The sequence below is a fragment of the Cobetia sp. D5 genome, assembly GCF_035666195.1.
Classification (GTDB): domain Bacteria; phylum Pseudomonadota; class Gammaproteobacteria; order Pseudomonadales; family Halomonadaceae; genus Cobetia; species Cobetia amphilecti.
This window is the reverse complement of record NZ_CP142020.1, coordinates 2,983,345-3,003,879: the sequence shown is the minus strand read 5'-3', so window position 1 is coordinate 3,003,879 and position 20,535 is coordinate 2,983,345. Positions and strand designations below refer to the sequence as shown.

At 62.2% G+C, this 20,535-nt stretch carries 16 protein-coding genes and 4 tRNA genes; 13 read left to right on the top strand and 7 right to left on the bottom strand.

The window, feature by feature from the left end:
* Positions 1–88: 88 nt before the first annotated feature.
* The gene (gene mtnN / locus U0O11_RS12525; RefSeq protein ID WP_043331304.1) at positions 89–799 is read right to left on the bottom strand and encodes a 5'-methylthioadenosine/S-adenosylhomocysteine nucleosidase; all 711 of its coding nucleotides are present in this window, start codon (positions 797–799) and stop codon (positions 89–91) included.
* Between the two features lie 85 nt (positions 800–884).
* Complete coding sequence (gene folD, locus U0O11_RS12520; RefSeq protein ID WP_324690360.1) at positions 885–1,754, bottom strand: bifunctional methylenetetrahydrofolate dehydrogenase/methenyltetrahydrofolate cyclohydrolase FolD; 870 nt, start codon at positions 1,752–1,754, stop codon at positions 885–887.
* Positions 1,755–2,373: 619 nt separating this feature from the next.
* Between folD and U0O11_RS12515 the strand changes: the two genes are divergently transcribed.
* The 10 genes from U0O11_RS12515 (at position 2,374) to U0O11_RS12470 (ending at position 11,892) form a co-directional block, all read left to right on the top strand.
* Positions 2,374–2,450 (top strand) — tRNA-Pro (locus U0O11_RS12515).
* 86 nt (positions 2,451–2,536) lie between these two features.
* Positions 2,537–2,613, top strand: a tRNA-Arg gene (locus U0O11_RS12510).
* 93 nt (positions 2,614–2,706) lie between these two features.
* Positions 2,707–2,781, top strand: a tRNA-His gene (locus U0O11_RS12505).
* 68 nt (positions 2,782–2,849) lie between these two features.
* Positions 2,850–2,924, top strand: a tRNA-His gene (locus tag U0O11_RS12500).
* Positions 2,925–3,239: 315 nt separating this feature from the next.
* Positions 3,240–4,592 carry a trigger factor gene (tig, locus tag U0O11_RS12495; protein ID WP_043331301.1) on the top strand — a complete coding sequence of 451 codons (1,353 nt, stop codon included), beginning with the start codon at positions 3,240–3,242 and terminating at the stop codon, positions 4,590–4,592.
* Between the two features lie 122 nt (positions 4,593–4,714).
* Entirely contained in the window at positions 4,715–5,335 is a 621-nt protein-coding gene (gene clpP, locus U0O11_RS12490) for an ATP-dependent Clp endopeptidase proteolytic subunit ClpP (RefSeq protein ID WP_043331300.1), read from the top strand.
* 84 nt (positions 5,336–5,419) lie between these two features.
* Positions 5,420–6,709 (top strand): ATP-dependent Clp protease ATP-binding subunit ClpX, encoded by a 1,290-nt coding sequence (gene clpX, locus U0O11_RS12485; protein ID WP_043331299.1) that lies wholly within the window; start codon positions 5,420–5,422, stop codon positions 6,707–6,709.
* Positions 6,710–6,941: 232 nt separating this feature from the next.
* A complete protein-coding gene (gene lon / locus U0O11_RS12480; RefSeq protein ID WP_107336273.1) occupies positions 6,942–9,350 on the top strand; it encodes an endopeptidase La in 2,409 nt (802 codons plus the stop codon).
* Between the two features lie 177 nt (positions 9,351–9,527).
* Positions 9,528–9,800: an HU family DNA-binding protein gene (locus U0O11_RS12475; protein ID WP_043331296.1), complete on the top strand. Its 273-nt coding sequence runs from the start codon at positions 9,528–9,530 to the stop codon at positions 9,798–9,800.
* 277 nt (positions 9,801–10,077) lie between these two features.
* A complete protein-coding gene (locus U0O11_RS12470) occupies positions 10,078–11,892 on the top strand; it encodes a SurA N-terminal domain-containing protein (RefSeq protein ID WP_324690359.1) in 1,815 nt (604 codons plus the stop codon).
* A gap of 219 nt (positions 11,893–12,111) precedes the next feature.
* Here the strand turns inward: U0O11_RS12470 and U0O11_RS12465 are convergent, their stop codons facing one another.
* Positions 12,112–13,068, bottom strand: a complete 957-nt coding sequence (locus U0O11_RS12465) for a LysR family transcriptional regulator (protein ID WP_324690358.1) — start codon at positions 13,066–13,068, stop codon at positions 12,112–12,114.
* Positions 13,069–13,332: 264 nt separating this feature from the next.
* Here U0O11_RS12465 and U0O11_RS12460 point away from each other — a divergent pair, with 264 nt between their 5' ends.
* From U0O11_RS12460 to U0O11_RS12450, 3 genes are all read left to right on the top strand, one after another.
* Positions 13,333–14,331, top strand: coding sequence for an NADP-dependent oxidoreductase (locus U0O11_RS12460; protein ID WP_324690357.1), 999 nt, complete (start codon positions 13,333–13,335; stop codon positions 14,329–14,331).
* Positions 14,332–14,784: 453 nt separating this feature from the next.
* Positions 14,785–15,936 (top strand): iron-containing alcohol dehydrogenase, encoded by a 1,152-nt coding sequence (locus U0O11_RS12455; protein ID WP_107336276.1) that lies wholly within the window; start codon positions 14,785–14,787, stop codon positions 15,934–15,936.
* A gap of 225 nt (positions 15,937–16,161) precedes the next feature.
* Complete coding sequence (locus U0O11_RS12450; RefSeq protein ID WP_324690356.1) at positions 16,162–17,382, top strand: CobW family GTP-binding protein; 1,221 nt, start codon at positions 16,162–16,164, stop codon at positions 17,380–17,382.
* 28 nt (positions 17,383–17,410) lie between these two features.
* Here U0O11_RS12450 and U0O11_RS12445 read toward each other — a convergent pair whose 3' ends face one another.
* Genes U0O11_RS12445 through queC form a run of 4 tightly spaced genes read right to left on the bottom strand, consistent with a single transcriptional unit; the run spans position 17,411 to position 20,038 of the window.
* Complete coding sequence (locus U0O11_RS12445) at positions 17,411–17,698, bottom strand: YkgJ family cysteine cluster protein (protein WP_324690354.1); 288 nt, start codon at positions 17,696–17,698, stop codon at positions 17,411–17,413.
* Positions 17,695–18,594, bottom strand: a complete 900-nt coding sequence (locus U0O11_RS12440) for a 6-carboxytetrahydropterin synthase (protein ID WP_324690353.1) — start codon at positions 18,592–18,594, stop codon at positions 17,695–17,697. Before U0O11_RS12440 ends, U0O11_RS12445 begins: the two co-directional genes overlap by 4 nt.
* An 8-nt stretch (positions 18,595–18,602) precedes the next feature.
* Complete coding sequence (gene queE / locus U0O11_RS12435) at positions 18,603–19,295, bottom strand: 7-carboxy-7-deazaguanine synthase (RefSeq protein WP_225347032.1); 693 nt, start codon at positions 19,293–19,295, stop codon at positions 18,603–18,605.
* Positions 19,295–20,038, bottom strand: a complete 744-nt coding sequence (gene queC / locus U0O11_RS12430; RefSeq protein ID WP_043331289.1) for a 7-cyano-7-deazaguanine synthase QueC — start codon at positions 20,036–20,038, stop codon at positions 19,295–19,297. The genes queE and queC overlap by 1 nt, the downstream gene beginning before the upstream one ends.
* Between the last annotated feature and the right edge of the window lie 497 nt (positions 20,039–20,535).

Sequence of the window (20,535 nt, the reverse complement as noted above, 5' to 3'; positions counted from 1 at the left end):
AAATGTCACCGCGAAAAAAACCGCCGTCCCGAGAGGGGCGGCGATTTTTTTGGCCAGTCGAGCGGGGTCGCTCTCAGGCAGCGGCTGATCAGCTGGCGAGGCGCTTGACCATGGCCTCGACCATGCGCGAGGACTGACGTGCGGCGACGTGAAGGAATTCCTCGAAGGACTGGCTGTTGTTGTCCTTGCCGGCGATGTCAGACAGCGCGCGGATGACCACGAACGGCATCTCATAGACGAAGCAGGTCTGGGCGATGGCGGCGGCTTCCATCTCGGCGGCCAGCATGTCCGGGAAGCGTGAGCGAGTCAGCGCGACCAGTTCCGGGTCTGCCATGAAGATGTCGCCGGTGCAGATCAGGCCTTCACGCGCCTTGATCTCGCCCTGGGCTTCGACGCACTCACGCGCGATCTTCACCAGTGCCGGGTCTGACGGGTAGGCGGCCGGCATCTGCGGCACCTGGCCGTATTCGTAGCCGAACACCACGGCATCGACGTCGTGGTGACGCACTTCGCTGGAGATGACCACGTCGCCGATCTCCAGATCAGAGGCGAAGCCCCCGGCGGAACCGGTGTTGATGATGGCGTCCGGCTGATAGCGCTCGATCAGCTGGCAGGCGCCCACGGCGGCGTTGACCTTGCCGATGCCGGACTGCAGCAGCACGATCTTGAGGCCGTGCAGCTGGCCGACGTGGAAGGTGGAGCCGGCATGTTGAGTCGTGGTGCTGTCTTCCAGCAGCTCGGCGAGGATGGCGACTTCCTCGGCCATGGCGCCGATGATGCCAAGTGTCTTGAGGGACATGGTGAAATCCTGAAGCAGGGCCTGCGGGGCATCCTGTCATGCGATGCCCCGCGGCCAGGGGAGGTGTCAGCGAGAGGGTGCGTGCTTACTTGCCGGCCAGCTGAGCATCGTGCAGCTCGGCGGCGAACAGGGTGTTCTCCAGCAGCGAGGCAACGGTCATCGGGCCGACGCCGCCCGGAACCGGCGTGATCCAGCCTGCGCGCTCCGCCGCCGGGGCGAACTCCACGTCACCGACCAGCGAGCCGTTGTCGAGGCGGTTGATGCCCACATCGATGACGATGGCGCCTTCCTTGATCCACTCCCCCTTGACCAGGCCCGGCTTGCCGACGCCGACCACGACGAGGTCTGCCTGGCGGACCTTGCTCTCCAGGTTCTTGGTAAAGCGGTGGCAGACGGTGGTGGTGCAGCCGGCCAGCATCAGCTCCAGTGACATCGGGCGACCGACGATGTTGGAGGCGCCCACGATGGTGGCGTCCATGCCGCGCACCTGCAGGCCGCTCTCGGACAGCAGCGTCATGATGCCCTTGGGGGTGCAGGGGCGCATTACCGGCAGGCGCTGCGCCAGACGACCGAGGTTGTAGGGGTGGAAGCCGTCCACGTCCTTGTCGGTACGAATGCGCTCGAGAATCGGGCGTGAATCGAGATGCGCCGGCAGCGGCAGCTGCACCAGGATGCCGTCGATGCTGGTGTCGTCATTCAGCTGGTCGACCAGGGCTTCCAGTTCCTGCTGAGTGGTGTCAGCGGACAGGCGGTGCTGGGTGGAGAGGATGCCAGCCTTCTCGCAGGCGAGGTGCTTGTTGCGGACATAGACCTCGGACGCCGCGTCTTCACCGACCAGCACGACGGCAAGCCCCGGAATACGTTCACCGGCATCACGACGCGCATCGACCTGACGGCCTACCTGTTGGCGTACGCGTTCGGCAATGGCCTTGCCATCTATCAGTTGTGCTGACATCAGCGATCATTCCTTCTCGTGGGCGATAAATGCAGGAGGGACAACGATGGCCAATTTTCGCATGCCTTGCCCCCCAGTCAACGCCGAATGACGACCTTGGTCGAAAGTAGTCATGGGTGTCAGGTCTTTCGCAGGCATTCGCAGGTCAGATGACGGCGCCAAGTCACAGGCAAGAGTGGGGTCATGCCATGCGGTTGTCGCCTTGACGCTCCCTCTGTAGAGGCGCAAGCAGAGGTAGAAACAAAGGGGGAGACAAAGGGTGAAGCAGAGGGCGGAGTAAGGAGAAGGGTGGGGTAGATGGGAGAGGGCGGATGGGTGAGGGTGGATGGCAGAGAGGTAGAAAGCGTGAAGACGATAGTCAGTCCACCGGCGGCGCTCAGCCGTCGCAAGTCATCACTGCGTCAGTGGCAGAAGCGATGACAGGTAAGGCGTCTTGTATCAGCAAGGAGAGATGTTGGGGGCTGCAGGGATGAAAGCCCATGACATGACATTGGCATGACAGCGCGAGGGGGCAAACGATTCTTTTGGAAAGAATTCACGTAAGGGCTTGACCGCAGACGAAAGTTCGGTAGAATACGCCTCGCATCGACGGGGTTCGACGGTCGGTTGAAGACGGTTTCGGGATATAGCGCAGTCTGGTAGCGCGCCTGCTTTGGGAGCAGGATGTCGGGGGTTCGAATCCCTCTATCCCGACCACTTGAATACAATGTATCGCAAGGCTTCGGTCTTCTGGAACAGTATTCAGGGCTTTGTCCGGAGGTTGACTCGCAGCATTAGTTTCTGCGCCTATAGCTCAACCGGATAGAGCAACGGCCTTCTAAGCCGTAGGTTGCAGGTTCGAGTCCTGCTGGGCGTGCCATCGAGATGACGTTTGTCATCGAAGTGGATGTCGGAATGCTCTTCATTGAGCCTGATGACTGCGACCAGACGATGTGAAGATGTTCATGCAGTGGTGGGTGTAGCTCAGTGGTAGAGCCCCGGATTGTGACTCCGGTGGTCGTGGGTTCGAACCCCATCATCCACCCCATTGCATGTCAGCTTGAGCAGTATCAACGAGATGGAGACGGCAGGCTTTCTGTCCAACCTCCAGAAGTGGTGGGTGTAGCTCAGTGGTAGAGCCCCGGATTGTGACTCCGGTGGTCGTGGGTTCGAACCCCATCATCCACCCCACGTCTCGATGAATATCAGGATGCTGCCTGGCCCACTTGGGCGGGCGGCATGCCGCAAAAGGGGGAGAAGGCCAATGGCTTTCTCCTCCTTTTTTTTGGTTTTTTCGCACTGCTCCATGCATGACGATTCCGGGTTGCCGGGCGCTCCAGGTGCCTGTCTGGCGGGTAGGTGGAGCAGAAAATGGCCGGGGTCCTTGAATAACTTGGACCAAGGCACCATATGAAAGGGTCATATCCGCGCTTGCCAGCGCGTGGCGGGGTTTCTACAATCTTCGCCTTTATGATTCGAACGCCACCAGTGGGTAGAGGAACTTTCATGCAAGCTTCTGTCGCAACGACTTCTCCGATCGAGCGCACGGTCACCATCACGGTGCCGGCTTCTGAAGTCGACCAGGCCGTCAACGCCCGTCTTCTGGAAACCGCCAAGACCGTTCGTCTGAACGGCTTCCGCAAGGGCCACGTGCCGATGGCAGTGGTGCAACAGCGTTACGGCAAGGACGTGCGCAACGAAATCGTTGGCGAGATCATGCGCCAGCATTACGTGACCGCCGTCACCGAAAACGAACTGAACCCGGCTGGCTGGCCGAAGATCGACGCGACCGTCGATGAAGCCGGCAAGGATCTGGAGTTCGTCGCGACTCTGGAAATCTACCCGGAAATCGAACTGAAGCCGATTGAAGGCGCTGAAATCGAGCGTCCGCAGGCTGAAGTGACCGACGCCGACGTCGAAGAGATGATCGAGACCCTGCGCAAGCAGAACGCCTCCTGGACCGACGTCGAGCGCGCTGCCGCTGACGGCGACCAGGTCAAGATCGACTTTGAAGGCTTCCTCGGTGAAGAGGCCTTCGAAGGCGGCAAGGCAGAGGGTCACGAGCTGGTGCTGGGCTCCAACAGCTTCATCCCGGGCTTCGAAGAGCAGCTGGTCGGCGCTGCTGCCGGCGACGACAAGGAAATCAAGGTTTCCTTCCCGGCTGACTACCAGGCCGAGCACCTCGCCGGTCAGGAAGCGACCTTCAAGGTCAAGGTCCACGCCGTCAAGGCTCAGGAACTGCCGGAAGTGAACGAAGAGTTCATCGCCCAGTTCGGCCTGGAAGCTGCCGATGTCGAAAGCTTCAAGGTGGAAGTGAAGAAGAACATGCAGCGTGAGCTGAAGAACGCGATCGAGAATCGCGTCAAGCAGCAGGTGCTGGCCGAACTGACCAAGGCCAACGACATCCTCGTGCCGCAGGCTCTGGCCGACCAGGAAATCGACGGCCTGAAGCGTCAGGCTGCACAGCAGTTCGGTCTGGGCGAAGACTTCGACGTCTCCCAGCTGCCGGGCGAGCTGTTCCAGGACCAGGCGGTCCAGCGCGTCAAGACTGGCCTGCTGCTCAGCGAAGTCGTCAGCAGCAACGAGATGGACGTCAGCGACGAAGAGCTGAATGCTCGCGTTGAAGAAATGGCTCAGCAGTACCAGGACCCGGCTCAGGTCACCGAGTACTATGGTTCCAACGAACAGGCTCGCAACCAGCTCAAGTCCGTGCTGCTTGAAGAGAAGGCCGTTGACAAGCTGCTGGCACAGGCTCAGGTTAAGGACGTTGCCATGTCCTACCAGGAAGCCCTGCAGGCTGCACAGCAGCAGGAAGAAGCAGAAGAAGAGGCTGCTGAAGCCGAAGGCGAGCAAGCCTGAAGCTTGGTTGACCCCTAGTGCTTGCTAGACCAGGACCCGGCTACGGCCGGGTCTCTGGTCAGTGGGCGGGGTAAAGTGGCATGCTCAATGGATATCAATGTCATCGGATGAAGGAAGCCCCCATGAACGACTTCGACATCAAGAATGCTGGCGGTCTGGTTCCGATGGTTGTCGAGCAGAATGCTCGCGGCGAACGGGCCTATGACATCTATTCCCGCCTGCTGAAGGAACGGGTGATCTTCCTTGTGGGTCCGGTTGAGGATTACATGGCCAATCTGGTCGTGGCTCAGCTGTTGTTCCTCGAGTCTGAAAACCCGGACAAGGACATCCATCTGTACATCAACTCGCCGGGCGGCTCCGTGACTGCAGGGATGGCGATCTACGACACCATGCAGTTCATCAAGCCCGACGTGTCCACCGTGTGCATCGGCCAGGCAGCCAGCATGGGTGCCTTGCTGCTGGCAGGCGGTGCCGCCGGCAAGCGCTACGCGCTGCCGAATTCCCGCGTCATGATCCACCAGCCGCTGGGCGGCTATCAGGGTCAGGCCACGGATATCGAGATTCACACCAAGGAAATCCTGACCATCCGTGAGAAGCTCAATCGCATTCTCGCGCACCACACTGGCCAGGACTTCGACACCATTGCCAATGATACCGACCGTGACAACTTCATGGCGGCCAATCAGGCAGTGGAGTACGGCCTGATCGATGCCGTGCTGGAACGCCGTCCCGACGTGGAGTGATCCGCGTAAACGGCTGACCTGACGTCGGCAAACATGCATTTCCGGCGGCTCCCCGGGGAGTCGCCGCCATTGAGAGGTACGCGAATGGCTGACGGCAAAGGCAAGGACGAGAACGGCAAACTGCTGTACTGCTCCTTCTGTGGCAAGAACCAGAATGAAGTGCGCAAGCTGATCGCGGGACCTTCCGTCTACATCTGCGACGAATGTGTCGATCTGTGCAATGACATCATTCGCGAAGAGGTCCTCGAAGCCGACGCCGAAGGTGATGATGATCGCCTGCCGGCGCCGCGTGAGATTCGTTCCACTCTCGACGATTACGTGATCGGCCAGGACCGCGCCAAGCGTGTGCTGTCCGTGGCGGTGTACAACCACTACAAGCGTCTGCGTGCCGGTCAGAAGGCCGCGGATGAAGTGGAGCTGGGCAAGTCCAACATCCTGCTCATCGGCCCGACCGGTAGCGGCAAGACGCTGCTGGCCGAGACGCTGGCGCGCCTGTTGAACGTCCCGTTCACCATCGCGGATGCGACCACCCTGACCGAAGCGGGCTATGTCGGTGAGGACGTCGAGAACATCATCCAGAAGCTGCTGCAGAAATGCGATTACGATGTCGAGAAGGCCGAGCGTGGCATTGTCTACATCGATGAGATCGACAAGATCTCACGCAAGTCCGACAACCCCTCCATCACGCGTGATGTCTCGGGTGAAGGCGTGCAGCAGGCACTGCTCAAGCTGATCGAGGGCACCACTGCCTCGGTGCCGCCGCAGGGCGGTCGCAAGCACCCTCAGCAGGAATTCCTGCAGGTGAATACCGGCAACATCCTGTTCATCGTCGGCGGTGCTTTCGCCGGGCTGGACAAGGTGATCCGCGAACGCGCCGAGAAGGGTGGCATCGGCTTCAATGCCGAGGTCAAGAGCAAGCAGGACGAGAAGACCGTGGGTCGCGTGCTGGCAGACGTCGAGCCGGGTGATCTGGTCAAGTTCGGTCTCATTCCCGAATTCGTTGGCCGCCTGCCGGTCATCGCGACACTGACCGAGCTGGACGAAGATGCCCTGGTGCAGATTCTGACCGAGCCGAAGAACTCGCTGGTCAAGCAGTACTCGCGCCTGTTCGAGATGGAAGATGTCGAGCTGGACCTGCGTGAAGATGCGCTGCGTGCCGTGGCTCGCAAGGCCATCGAGCGTCGTACCGGCGCACGTGGTCTGCGCTCGATCCTCGAGTCCGTGCTGCTCGACACCATGTATGACATCCCGTCCGAGGAGAGTGTCAGCAAGGTAGTGGTGGATGAGTCGGTGATTGCCGGCGACAGCAAGCCGCTGCTGATCTACTCCAAGAACGAAGAGAGTCAGGGCAAGGTGGCCGGCAAGGACGGCTGAAACGTCCGGGCCTGAGTCGCACCAACGGGGGGCCGCAAGGCCCCCCGTTGCGTTTGCGCTCGCAAGCCATCCCTTCTGTGATGCATTCGCGGGTCACGCACGGCTTCATTCAGCGTTGAGTTACCGCCAGGCGTGTCGGGATCATTGCAAAATCATGACCTTGCCCCCATGGTCTCAGTATCAAAGTGCCGTGTGAGGCGGCCCACCCACAGAATACCGAGGAACGTCTGCCATGGAGCAGAACGAAGATCAGACCCTGACACTTCCGCTGCTGCCGCTGCGGGATGTGGTGGTCTATCCCCAGATGGTGATTCCGCTGTTCGTCGGCCGGGAAAAGTCGATCCAGGCCCTCGAAGTGGCCATGGAAGGCGACAAGAAGATCCTGCTTGCGGCGCAGCGTGAAGCCAGCCAGGACGACCCGACGGCGGAAGACCTGTTCGCCATCGGCACCGTTGCCGACATCATGCAGCTGCTCAAGCTTCCCGATGGTACCGTCAAGGTGCTGATCGAGGGCAGCTCGCGCGCCGATATCCAGGCGATTCGCCTGCACGACGACGGCCACAGCATCGCCGACGTCGCGCTGCGTGACAGCCAGCCGCTGTCCGAGCGGGAGCAGGAAACCCTGGTGCGCGTGCTGCTCAACCAGTTCGAGCAGTATGTGAAGCTTTCCAAGAAGGTGCCCAACGAGGTGCTGGGCAGCCTGCAGGGCATTGAAGACCCGAGCCGTCTGGTGGACACCATCAGTGCGCATCTGTCGCTGGGCATCAATGACAAGCAGGCGCTGCTCGAGATGGACAAGGTGCGTGACCGCATCGAGCACCTGATGACGCTGATCGAAGCGGAGATCGACCTGTTGCAGGTCGAAAAGCGCATTCGTACCCGCGTCAAGGAGCAGATGGAGAAGTCGCAGCGCGAGTACTACCTCAATGAGCAGATGAAGGCCATCCAGAAGGAAATGGGTGAGCTGGATGACGTGCCCAACGAGGTCGAGCAGTACGAGCGTCGCATCAAGGACGCCGGCATGCCGAAGGAGGCAGAGGAGAAGGCCACCCAGGAGCTCAACAAGCTCAAGATGATGGGGCCGACTTCCGCCGAGGCGACCGTGGTGCGCACCTACCTGGACTGGCTGTGCGACGTGCCGTGGAAGAAGCGCACGCGTGTGCGTCATGACATCGACCACGCCGCCAAGGTGCTGGACGAGGACCACTACGGTCTGGATGAGGTCAAGGAACGCATCCTCGAGTATCTCGCCGTGCAGAAGCGCGTCAAGAAGCTCAAGGGGCCGGTGCTGTGTCTGGTCGGTCCGCCAGGTGTCGGCAAGACCTCGCTGGGCAAGTCCATCGCACGTGCCACCAACCGCCAGTACACCCGTATGGCGCTGGGCGGCGTGCGCGATGAGTCCGAGATCCGCGGTCACCGTCGCACCTATATCGGGGCACTGCCGGGCAAGATCATCCAGCGCATGGCCAAGACGGGCGTGAAGAATCCGCTGGTGCTGCTCGACGAGATCGACAAGCTGGGCATGGACCACCGCGGTGATCCGGCCTCGGCGCTGCTTGAGGTGCTGGACCCGGAGCAGAACGACAAGTTCGCCGATCACTACCTCGAGCTTGATTACGATCTGTCCGAGACCCTGTTCATCTGTACGTCCAACTCGATGAACATTCCGGGCCCGCTGCGCGATCGCATGGAAATCATCCGTCTGCCGGGTTACACCGAAGACGAGAAGCTGGCCATCGCGATGCGCTACCTGGCGCCCAAGCAGCTCAAGGCCAATGGTCTGAAGCCGGGCGAGCTGACCTTCAGCGAAGCCTCCGTGCTCGAGCTGATCCGTTACTACTCGCGTGAAGCCGGTGTGCGTGAACTTGAGCGCCAGCTTGCCAAGGTCTGCCGCAAGATCGTGCGTGAGCGTGTGGTCGCCGAGGCAAAGGAGGGTGCACTGTCTTCCATGCACCTTGAGGCCGAGCAGGTCGAGCACTACGCGGGTGTGCGCAAGTACAGCTTCGGCCTTGCCGATGCCGAGGACCAGATCGGCCGTGTCACTGGCCTGGCCTGGACCTCCGTCGGCGGTGAGCTGCTGACCATCGAGTCTGTCGTCACGCCGGGCAAGGGCCGTGTCAGCAAGACCGGGTCACTGGGCGACGTCATGAAGGAATCGGTGAGTGCGGCCCACACCGTGGTGCGTGCGCGTGCCGAGGCCTTCGGTATCGAGGCTGAGCGCTTCGAGAAGGAAGACCTGCACATTCACGTGCCGGAAGGCGCCACGCCCAAGGACGGCCCCAGTGCGGGCGCTGCCATGGTCACCGCGATGGTATCCGCTTACTGTGGACGCCCCGTGCGCTGTGACGTGGCAATGACCGGTGAGGTCAACCTGCGCGGCGAAGTCATGCCGATCGGTGGCCTCAAGGAGAAATTGCTGGCGGCGCGACGCGGTGGTATAAAGCTTGTGCTGATTCCCGAGGAAAATCGCCGTGACCTCAAGGAGGTTCCGGACACCATCAAGGATGCACTCGATATTCGGCCGGTGCGCTGGATCGACGAAGTGCTTGAGGTGGCTCTAGCAGAAAAGTCTACTGCTGAGAAGGACGATTCTCGTTCAGACGATGCCAGTGGTCGTCAGACAATGATCAGTACACATTGACGGGATTTTTTTGGCCATGCCGCTGTCGAAACGGCGGCGTGGTGCGGTTTTGCGCGTGAGGTTGCTTGACAGTCGTTTGAGGGCGTTGCTATAAACTCCGCTTCGTCGCGATCGCGTTTAGCACCCGTAATTTTCGCGCTGATTTCTGGTAATTTTTGCAAATTCAAGGGGTGAAGAGTGAATAAATCCGAGCTGATCGAAGCCATTGCTGCATCTGCCGATATTCCGAAAGCAGCAGCTAGCCGTGCACTCGATGCGATGGTCGACACCGTCACTGATAGCCTGAAGAAGGGTGAGACCGTGGCACTGGTCGGGTTCGGCACCTTTATTGTCAAGGAACGTGCTGCACGTACTGGCCGTAACCCGCAGACTGGCGCTCCGATCGAGATCAGTGCTGCCAAGGTGCCGAGCTTCAAGGCTGGCAAGGCACTGAAAGACGCCGTCAACTGAGGTCTGCCTGCTTCGCAGGCACCCGGTGGCGCGGTACCGGTTCGGGAGTGGTCTGATGACTGCCGAACCGGCACCAGAACATCGAAGCGCATCGCCTGGCGATGCGCTTTTTTTGTGGCTGAACCCGGCCATGTCGGCAGGGCGCAAGCGTTTGATGACCCTGGCGAGTCAGTCAGTCGTGCAAAGTCACCTGCATCTGTCTGCGGCATGCGTATAATCATCAGTCACTGAGTCGCGGCCCTTGTGGCCATTCCAATCCCTGTAGTTCGAGGCCTGCATGCTGCAACGAATTCGAGACCGGTCGCATGGCTGGGTGGCCAAGACGATCGTTGGTTTCATTGTCGTCACCTTTGCCTTCTTTGGTGTTGAGTCGATCATTGGCGCCTTCACTGCCAGCAGTGACGACGTGGCCACGGTCAATGGCGATACCATCAGCCGTCAGGCGGTGGAAACCGAAGTCCAGCGTGCCATCCGTTCTGGCCAGGTAGCGCCGGAACAGGAGCGCGAAGCACGCAATCAGATCATCAACCAGATGATCGATTCCCGCCTGCTGGATCAATACGCCGAGGAAGGCGGCCTGCACATGTCCGATGCGCAGCTCGATCAACTGATCGTGAGCATTCCGGACTTCCAGGACGACAAGGGACGCTTCGATGCCGACCTGTTCCGCAATCGTCTGGCCAGCGCCGGCTATTCGCCCACCTCCTTCCGTCAGCAGCTGAGCAGCGACACCCTGCGCCAGCAGTTGACCGACGGCTTCGCCGCCAGTGCCTTCGTGCTGCCGGGCGAAGAAGAGAAGCTCAGCCAGCTGCAGCGTCAGACGCGCACCTTCCGCTATGCCACGCTGAGCAGTGCGGACCTCGATGCGCCGGTGACGGTCAGCGAAGACGAGCTCAAGGCCTGGTATGACAGCCACCAGGACAACTACCGCCGCCCGGCACAGGTCAAGCTGGCCTACGTGCTGCTGGACCAGAACGAGCTGGCCAGCGGTGGCGATATCAGCGAAGACACGCTCAAGGCTGAATATGCGGCCAAGCGTGCCGATGCGCCGCGGGAAATCGCGCACATCATGGTCGAGAAGGGTGACGATGATGCGGCAGCACGTGCCAAGCTCGAGGGCGCACGTGACGCACTCGCCAACGGCGAAGACTTCGCCAAGGTGGCGGCCGAGGTCTCCGAAGACAGCTCCACGGCCGAGGACGGCGGTGAGCTTGGCGTGATCACCCGCGGTATCTTCGGTGAAGACTTCGACGATGCGGCCTTCGCACTGGATGAAGGTCAGGTCTCGGATATCGTCGATACCGGCGACAGCCTGCACCTGATCAAGGTGACCGGTCTGGACATCGCGCCCTTCGAGGACATGCGCGACGAGCTGCTGACGCAAGCCCGTCAGGCCGCTTCCCGCGATACCTTCAACGAGAAGGCGCAGCAGCTGAAGGACGAGAGCTTCGCGGCGGATGATCTGGCCAGCGTCGCCGAGGATCTGGACCTGCCGCTGAAGAAGACCGACTGGGTCGCGCAGGAAAATGATGACGAACTGCTGTCCGAGCCGGGTGTGATGGCGGCAGCCTTCGGTGACGAAGTGCTGGAAGAGGGCTACAACAGTGACGTCATCGAACTGGATGACAGCCGTCGTCTGGTGCTGCGTGTCCTCGAGCAGCGTCCGGCCACCACGCTGGCGCTGGATGAGGTCAAGCAGCAGGTTCAGCGCGAAGCCAAGGCCGACAAGACTGCCAAGGCACTCGAAGCACTGGCCGAGAAGCGTCTGGAGACGCTGCGCCAGGGCGGATCACTCGAGGGGATCGACTGGCAGCAGGCTGATGACGTCAGCCGTCAGGCCAGCAGCCAGCTGCCGCAGAGTCTGGTCAAGCAGGCCTTCACGCTGGCGCACCCGCAGGATGGCCAGCCGGTCTACGGCAAGGCGTCGCTCAGTGGTGGCATCGCGCTGATCGCCCTGACGGAGATCGGCGAGGCCGAGCCGGGCGAGATGGACCAGTTCCTCTCGCGTCTGGCCACGCGTCTGCGTGCTCAGGCCGCTGTCACGGGCCTGCAGGAATCTCTGCGTGAGCGTGCCGAGATCGAGCGCAACTGATCGAGCGCAAATGAGCCAGGCAACTGGCGTGGGCAGCTTTCCCTGCCAATGAGACCGTCACCCTTTGGGGTGGCGGTCTTTTTTTGGTTCAAGCCATTGGGTTCAAGCCAATGGGCTCAAGTCTTAGAGGCTCAGGTATCGAAGCTCAGGCCGCGAGGCTACGTGCGGGTGTGGTGCCAGGTCACGAGCTTGGTGTCAGGTCATGAGTCATGTATCAAGTCACGAGCCCAGCCGCTGACGCAGGCGCTGGGAGAGTTCGCGGTGACGGGTCTGAATGCCCGTGGAGAGCGTCTGGCGCAGCCAGCGGTGGCCAGCGTCATGGTGCAGGCGTTCGTGCCACACCAGCCAGTAGGAGAAGCGGTTGAGGGTGATGGGCAGCGGACGCAGGGCCAGCGGCAGCTGATCGAGCATGCTGATGGCCAGACAGCCCGGCACGCACAGCAGCAGGTCGCTGTGGCAGCTGACACTGAAGGCGGCCAGAAAATGGGGCTGGCGCATGACGACCTGACGACTCAGTCCCAGTTCCGCCAGCTTGAGGTCCACCGCGCCTCGCTCATCGCCACCCATGCTGATCAATTGGTGGCTGGTGGCGAGGAAGTCCTCCAGGCTCAAGGTCTCCTTCGTTGCCAGCGGATGGTCCTTACGCATCACGCAGACGAACTGGTCATCCCCGATCTCGCGACCATGCACGCCGGCCGGCACCCTGGCGGTGGGCACGCACATCGCAAGCTCCGGCCCGCCTTCTTCCAGCTGCTGTTCGACATTGCCGCCATAGGCCTGGATATCCAGACGGATGCCGGGCGCCTGCTCGTGCAGCGGGGCGATCTGGGGCGCCACGAAGGCGTGCATGCCGTAATCGGTGGTGGCCAGCTGAAAGCGACGTTGGCTATCTCCAGGCGAGAACTCGGGCGGTGCCAGCAGGGCGCCCAGCTCCTGTAGCAGGCGGGCGAGGGGCTGCCTGAGGGCCTCTGCGCGGGCGGTGGGGCGTAGACCGCGTTGCGCGCGCACGAACAGGGGGTCATCGAAGGCCTCGCGCAGCCGGCCCAGGGTGCGGGATACCGCAGGCTGGCTCAGGTTGAGGCGCTCAGCGGCTCGCGACACGCTGCGGGTTTCCAGCAGCGCATGCAGCGCGACCAGCGTATTGAGATCATGGCGGGCAAGTTCAGCCAGGTGCATGGCAAGCGGTTCCCGGTAGCGAGGCGGCCCAGTCACTGGGATGAAAGTGTGCAGTTTCAACCGCACATGATATCAGTCTCATGCATACCGGGATTCAGTTTCTGTCATTGGTGTGATATCGGGAGCGCGCGTAATCTGGGAGCACTTCGTCGCCGAGCAACGCTTGCGGCGGCCAGTCGTCACAGGGTTGAGGCTACGGGCCAGCGGCCTGATGACGATTCTGATCACATGTCGTTTGACCAGATCATTCGCAAGGAGCATTGCATGCAGACACGCTATTACACGATCACCGACTATCCGAAAGGCACCCCGGAACGCGACCTGTTCCAGTTGCGCGAAGAGGAGCTGAGCGAGCTCGGTGAAGGCGAGGTGCGCATTCGCAACAGCTGGCTGTCCGTCGATCCCTACATGCGTGGCCGCATGAGCGGCGTGAAGACCTATATCGACCCCTTCGAGATCAACGAGCCGCTGCAGGGCGCAGCCGTCGGTGAAGTGATCGAGTCACGTGACTCTCGCTTCAAGAGCGGCGACAAGGTACGTCACATGGGTGGCTGGCGTGACATCGCGCAGCTCTCTGGTGACCAGGTCGAGCCGCTGCCGAGCATCGAGGTGCCGGAGCAGGCCTACCTGGGCGTGCTGGGCATGCCGGGCATGACCGCCTGGACCGGCCTCAACATCATCGCCGAGATGAAAGAGGGCGATAACGTGCTGGTCAGCGCGGCCTCCGGTGCGGTCGGCTCGCTCGCCGTCCAGCTGGCCAAGGCCAAGGGCGGCACCGTCGTCGGCATCGCCGGCAGCCAGGAAAAGCTCGATTGGCTGGAAGCGCGGGGCGTCAAGGCGGTCAGCTACAAGGGCAAGGACGCCGAGCAGCTGACGAAGGCGCTCAAGGAAGCCTGCCCGGACGGCTTCGATGTCTACTACGAGAATGTCGGCGGTGATTGCCTGGTGGCGGCGCTGAACAATCTGAATGTCGGTGCACGCATCGCCGTCTGCGGCATGATCTCCAGCTACAACGATACCGAGGCGGCGCCTGGCCCCTCGAACATCTCGATGATCCTGATCCGCCGTGCGCGCATGCAAGGCTTCATCGTCTTCGATCACTGGCAGAACTACAGCCGCTTCCTCGAAGAGGTAGGGCCGCAGGTCGCCAAGGGCGATATCGACTACGAAGAGACGGTGGAAGAAGGTCTCGAGCAGACGCCGGACGCCTTCCTCAAGCTGTTCTCGGGTGGCAACAAGGGCAAGATGCTGGTGCGTCTCTGATCTGAGAACTGAGTGCTGAGAACTGAGTGCTGAGAACTGACACAGCATTACTGAAAAACCGGGCTCAAGACCCGAACACCTGATGTCGTGCGTATGCGCGCTGCTCAGGCAGTCACGAAAGGCTCGCTACGGCGGGCCTTTTGCGTGGGTGGTCAAACGTTTGCCATCACGCATTACTGTTCATCACGAATTTCTGGTCATCACGCATTACTGGTCGTCAAATATCACTGGTCATCAGGATTGGTGACTCTCACGAACCAAAGACGTGCGGTCTGCGCTCTACTTTGGTCTTGGTCACTGCTCTAGAATGCAGACCATCGTTCGTGGGCAGGTGGCGTCATCGTCGCGCTTTTCTGTCATTTGCCCACACATCACTCTGTGTCAGGTGGCGCCTGACCACGGCCCTGTCACTTCATGTAGCCGTGTCGCCCCTGACTCCGCGAGGAGAGCATCATGCAGGACTTTACCTATCAGAACCCGACCCGCGTGCACTTCGGTGCCGGCCAGATCGCCAAGGTGCGTGACGAGATTCCGGCGGATGCCCGCGTGCTGGTCACCTACGGTGGCGGGTCGATCAAGCGCAATGGCGTGATGGATCAGATCGAAGCCGCGCTGGAAGGCCGTCAGTGGTGGAGCTTCGGCGGCATCGAGCCGAACCCGAGCTATCACACCCTGCTCGAAGCCCTGGAAGTCATCAAGCGCGAGAAGATCGATTATCTGCTGGCGGTCGGAGGTGGCAGCGTCGCCGATGGCAGCAAGTTCCTCGCGCTCGCCGCCTGTCATGCCGGTGATCCGTGGGAGATTCTCGCCGAGGGCAAGCACCCCGAGACGGCGCTGCCGCTGGGTGTGGTGCTGACACTGCCGGCCACGGGCTCCGAGTCCAATGGCAACGCCGTGGTCACCAACTACGAGACCCACGACAAGCTGCCGATGTTCAGCGAGCTGGCCTATCCGCGCTTCGCGGTGCTGGACCCGGCCACCACCCTGACCCTGCCGGAGCGTCAGAGCGTGAATGGCGTCGTCGATGCCTTCATTCACGTCAGCGAGCAGTACCTGACCTATCCGGTCAATGCGCCGGTGCAGGACCGCTTCTCCGAGGGGCTGCTGATGACGCTGATCGAGGAAGGCCCCAAGGTGCTGAGTCAGCCGGATGATCTGGCCGTGCGCGCCAACATCATGTGGGCCGCCAACCTGGGGCTCAACGGCCTGATCGGGCGTGGCGTGCCGCAGGACTGGGCCACCCACATGATCGGTCACGAGATCACCGCACTGCACGGTGTCGATCATGGTCGCACCCTGACCATCGTGATGCCGGCGCTGTGGGAAGAGCTGTTCGAGGCCAAGCGTGCCAAGCTGGCGCAATACGGTCGCCGCGTCTGGGCGCTGGAGGGCGATGAGGAGAGCGTCGCGCGCGCCGCCATCGACAAGACCCGTGAGTTCTTCACTCGTCTGGGCGCGCCGGTGTCGTTGAGCGAAGCCGGTATCAGTGCCGACAGCATCGATCAGCTGGTCGACAACCTGACCCGTCACGGCTTCACCGCCATCGGTGAGCACGGCGATATCACGCCGGACGTGGCGCGTCGTATCCTGACCCGCGCTGCCTGATCGCACGCGTCAGTCAGGCTCGAGTGTCAGCCTCAAACCCCTCGTCACTCCTGGTGGCGAGGGGTTTTGCGTATCTCCCCCCTTGTCTTCCCCCTTGTTGCAGCTTGCCGATCGCCAGGTCGCGTCAAGCCAGAAGGCCGGATTCGCTTGACGAGACTTCGTCGCCGGCCGGTTTTTGTTACTCTATAACCTTTTGCACGCCCTTCATCTTGCGGAGATTTCAGCATGTCTGTGGCTTCACGCGGCGCCAGAAGTGGCGACGCTCCGACGGAACCAGCTCCGATTCCGGTGCATCTGATCACCGGCTTTCTGGGAACGGGCAAGAGCAGTTTCATCCAGGCATTGGTCGCGGCCAAGCCAGCGGATGAGCACTGGGCGATCCTGGTCAATGAGTTCGGGCAGGTGGGGATCGACCAGGCACTGTTTGCCGGGCGCGAGGATGTCAGCGTCAAGGGACTGCCCGGCGGGTGTCTGTGCTGTCAGCTGGCCTTCGTGCTGCAGGCGGGGCTGGTCAGCCTGATCCATCAGACGCGACCTGACCGTCTGATCATCGAGCCCTCGGGGCTGGGCCATCCGGCGGGGCTGATCGATGTGCTGCGCAGTGAGGGGCTGGCTTCGGCGCTTGCGCTCGAGGAAGTCATCACCCTGCTGGACCCGCGCGCACTGGACGATACCCGCACGTGCGAACACGGCACCTTCCAGGACCAGTTGACGCTGGCGGGCGGCGTGGTGCTCAGCAAGCGTGATCTGGCGAGCGATCAGCAGCTGGCGGCCGCGCATGAGTTTCTGGCGGGGATGTGGCCGCGCAAGCGCTGGGTCGGTGAGCTGGGCAGAGCCGAGGGCGAAAGCCAGCCGCCGCAGGCTCGCATGGCCGGTCAGAAGGTCGCGCTGATCGATTGGCTGCTGTCAGCAGAGCGCGCGCCTCAGCGCCAGGGCGGCGGGCATGCCAGCGATGCGCACCAGCCCGAGATCAGCATGCCGGCCGCCCATCGCGCTGCGCGGGATAGGGCGCGTCTGGCGCAGCCCAGTGATGAGACGTCCGCCTCAGACATGATGCCGCTGCCCGGCGCACCGGTGATCGAACAGGCCGAGGGGCTTGAGCATGCCAGCCTGGGCTGGCGAATCGCCGCAAGCGAGGTCTTCGATCTCGATCAGCTGACCCAATGGCTGGATGGCCTGCCGCGCGAGTGGCGCATCAAGGGCATCTTTCACACCCAGGATGGTTGGCGCAGCTATAACCGCGCCAATGGGCGTGCCGAGCTTGCGCCGTCCAGTTGGCGCGAGGATTCGCGGCTTGAACTGATTGCACCGCTGGATGGGCAGGGCCAGGAGCAGGAGGGGATGGTGGCTGCGTTGCCGCTTGAGGATTCCCGTCAGCTGAATGCGGCCTTGCTGGCCTGTCGCAGCGACGGTGCCGCCAGGCCCTTCAACTTCTTCGGCGAGTGAGCTGAGCACCTCCCTCAGGAAGCGCTACTTACGTCAGGCGCTCCCACTCGCCGATCAGGCGCAGGGCCTCTTCGCGGGAATCGCCACACAGCTCATGATCGAAATCGAAGTCGCCGCACACCGCCGGACGCTGCGGCGTGCCGAACAGCTTGCACAGATTGTCGTCATTCAGCTGCACGCAACGCACCCCCGCCGGCTTGCCATTGGGCATGCCGGGAATAGGGCTCGAGATCGAGGGGGCGATGCAGCAGCCACCGCAACCGGCACGACAGCCGGGAGCGGCAGCTGCTGCAGAAGGGGCGGCAGTCTGCGTCATGAGGTAGCAGACGTGTCTTCGCGCTCGGGGAGGACGAGCGGCTCACGCGCCGTCTGCGGGGTATGGCGCGCGATGGCGCCCTTGTTGATGCCCTCGTAGGCTTCGACACGGATACTGTCACCGCTGTCGAGGGCGATCTGGCGCGCCAGCCAGTCGGCGATCCACTCGATGGTGGTCGGTGTCGGCAGCAGCCAGACCTGCTTGCGCGGCAGGCGGATGCGGAACCTGCCCTGCGGCGCTTCATAGCTGAATACCAGCTCACGTCCCGGGCGGTCGATCAGATCGCCTTCCTCGGCCAGGTAGCGGTCGTTGAGCTTCTCGGCCCATTCGGCTTCCAGCGCCGTGTCCCGCACACCATTGCGCTCGATGATCAGCGGAGAGCGATGCCCATGCGCGATACGCTGGCAGTTGCCACTGTGATGACGTAGGCCATGACTGTAGGTGTAGGCGGCGCCGTCGATGATCTCGTCTCGCAGACGCACGCGCAGCGCCTCGACGCGCGGTGGCAGGCGGCGAGTCAGCAGCTTCTCGAAGTGGTTGGCCAGCACCTCGGTGGTGACCTCGGCCACCGGCAGCAGGCAGAAGGCCTGACGCGGGCCGCGCACTTCCATGGCATAGGGCTGGGTGAAGCGCAGGCACAGTCCTTCCGGGCAGTCCGTGACGCTCACGCCATCGGCCTGACTGGGCACGATCAGGGTGTGATCGGCGTCCTGATCGATCATGCGTTTGGCCCACGGCTTGACGTCGCCGAAGTCGAACAGCATGCCGTCATGGCCGACGGCACCGTCCAGCTCCAGGTCCAGATGCTGGCTGATGCCGTACAGGCCGCGGGTATTGCTCCACACCGAGGCATCCACCGCGGTGAGGGCCCTGACGAACAGGGTCTTGGGAGTCATTGCGGTCATCAATCGATACCACTGATCTTGTGAGTCTGCAGCGAGAGCTGCCACTGGGGATTGCGCATGCAGTAGCTGACGCACTGGTTCATCGGCGTGTCGGACGCCAGCACCTCGCGGTAATGCTCGCGGGCCGCGGCAGGCGCGGGCAGGGCATCGAGGGCGGCGGTATCCAGTGGCTGCAGATAGAAGTGCGCGAAGTCCAGGCTGGCGAAGCGCTCCGGCAGGGCCTCCGGCTGCGGGTAGACGAGCTTGAGCTCATCGCCTCCGGTGAGGACCAGCTCGCTGGCGCCCTTGGGGCTGACACACAGCCAGTCGATGCCGGCAGGCGGCTCGACGGTGCCGTTGGTCTCCACCGCGATCTCGAAGCCGCGGGCGTGCATCGCGTCCACCAGCTCACTGTCGAGCTGCAACAGCGGCTCACCGCCAGTGAAGACCACGTAGGGCGTGGCGATGCCGGTGTGTTCCGGCCACAGGCTGGCCAAAAAGTCCGCCAGCGCGTTTGCGGTGCGGAACTTGCCGCCATTCTGACCGTTGGTGCCGACGAAATCGGTGTCGCAGAAGCGGCAGACCGAGGTGTCGCGGTCCTGCTCGCGGCCACTCCACAGATTGCAGCCGGCAAAGCGGCAGAACACGCTGGCGCGCCCTGCGCGAGCACCTTCGCCCTGCAGGGTGTAGAACGCTTCCTTTACCGTATACATTAGAGAGTGCCTGCGCCCTTGGCCGAGTCGGTCGTTTCGTAACCGAGCGGATCGCTCAACCCATGGGCGGCGAAGGCCTCGAGACGCTCACGGCAGCTGCCGCATTCCCCGCAGGCCAGTTCGCGGCCTTCGTAGCAGGTCCAGGTCTGGGCATAATCGAGCTGCATGGCGATGCCGGCGGCCAGAATCTCGTCCTTGCTCGCGTGCAGGAAGGGCGCGCGAATCTCGACTGGGGAGAAGTTGGCGATCGCGGCGACGGCGTTCATCTTGTCGACGAACTCCGGACGGCAATCCGGGTAGAGCACGTGATCGCCACCGTGGGCACCATAGAAGCAGACCTCGGCCTCGATGTTGACGGCCTTGGCGATGGCCAGCGACAGCAGGATCATGTTGCGGTTGGGCACCACGGTCGAGGTCATGGAGGCCTCGTCGTAGTCGGCCTTGGGCATCGCCTGGTCACTGTTGGTCAGCGCGGAGTTGTCGATCAGGCCATGGATGGCGCGAATGTCGACGACTTCGTGGGCGACGCCCAGCGACTCGCAGACCTGGCGTGCGACGTCGAGCTCACGCGAGTGACGTTGGCCATAATGGAAGGAGAGGGCGTGTACCTCGAAGCCTTCCTTCAGCGCCTGGTGCAGGACAGTGTAGGAGTCCATGCCACCGGAGTAGATGACGACGGCGCGGGGGCGCTCTGCAGAGGAGGCAGAAGCGGGTACAGCGGAATTCTGGACGTTGAGAGTCATGACGGAGAATTTCTTTGACCGATGGATTCGGCGCCCGGGATCCGGTCCGGGCGAAACGGGCGCCTATCCTACTCTTCCGCACGCCTTGATGCCACTCGTGCACTGGTGCAGGCCGCGGATACACCGCCTGTCGCCAGATTCTTAAGCGGCCATGGCAGCCAAGCGTTGAGTCGGCGAGAAAATAGCCTTGGTACCCGCACCACAGGCTGGCATAGACTCGGAGTATTTACGAAGCGTAGAGAGAGTCGTCTGCGTGCTGCACGCTTGTCCACCTAGTGCTTCGCCTGATGGCACGCTCTTCGGGATGACGGGTTGAGGAGCAGGTTGAGGAGCCGTCTGAGTGGCTTGCCGAATGGCTCCGGGAGTGGCTCTCGCAATGGCGCCTGGAGCAGCGTCAAGTGACAGGCGAAGCGGGAGGCGTCTGGCGTTCAAAAGGGCGCTCAAAAGGGCGATCAGAAGAGACAAAGTGCAGCAGTCTGGCGCCTGGTGATGTCCAT

Coding starts and splice junctions, on each gene's coding strand:
- mtnN (WP_043331304.1), bottom strand. CDS start 799: ATGTCCCTCAAGACACTTGGCATCATCGGCGCCATGGCCGAGGAAGTC.
- folD (WP_324690360.1), bottom strand. CDS start 1,754: ATGTCAGCACAACTGATAGATGGCAAGGCCATTGCCGAACGCGTACGC.
- tig (WP_043331301.1), top strand. CDS start 3,240: ATGCAAGCTTCTGTCGCAACGACTTCTCCGATCGAGCGCACGGTCACC.
- clpP (WP_043331300.1), top strand. CDS start 4,715: ATGAACGACTTCGACATCAAGAATGCTGGCGGTCTGGTTCCGATGGTT.
- clpX (WP_043331299.1), top strand. CDS start 5,420: ATGGCTGACGGCAAAGGCAAGGACGAGAACGGCAAACTGCTGTACTGC.
- lon (WP_107336273.1), top strand. CDS start 6,942: ATGGAGCAGAACGAAGATCAGACCCTGACACTTCCGCTGCTGCCGCTG.
- U0O11_RS12470 (WP_324690359.1), top strand. CDS start 10,078: ATGCTGCAACGAATTCGAGACCGGTCGCATGGCTGGGTGGCCAAGACG.
- U0O11_RS12465 (WP_324690358.1), bottom strand. CDS start 13,068: ATGCACCTGGCTGAACTTGCCCGCCATGATCTCAATACGCTGGTCGCG.
- U0O11_RS12460 (WP_324690357.1), top strand. CDS start 13,333: ATGCAGACACGCTATTACACGATCACCGACTATCCGAAAGGCACCCCG.
- U0O11_RS12455 (WP_107336276.1), top strand. CDS start 14,785: ATGCAGGACTTTACCTATCAGAACCCGACCCGCGTGCACTTCGGTGCC.
- U0O11_RS12450 (WP_324690356.1), top strand. CDS start 16,162: ATGTCTGTGGCTTCACGCGGCGCCAGAAGTGGCGACGCTCCGACGGAA.
- U0O11_RS12445 (WP_324690354.1), bottom strand. CDS start 17,698: ATGACGCAGACTGCCGCCCCTTCTGCAGCAGCTGCCGCTCCCGGCTGT.
- U0O11_RS12440 (WP_324690353.1), bottom strand. CDS start 18,594: ATGACTCCCAAGACCCTGTTCGTCAGGGCCCTCACCGCGGTGGATGCC.
- queE (WP_225347032.1), bottom strand. CDS start 19,295: ATGTATACGGTAAAGGAAGCGTTCTACACCCTGCAGGGCGAAGGTGCT.
- queC (WP_043331289.1), bottom strand. CDS start 20,038: ATGACTCTCAACGTCCAGAATTCCGCTGTACCCGCTTCTGCCTCCTCT.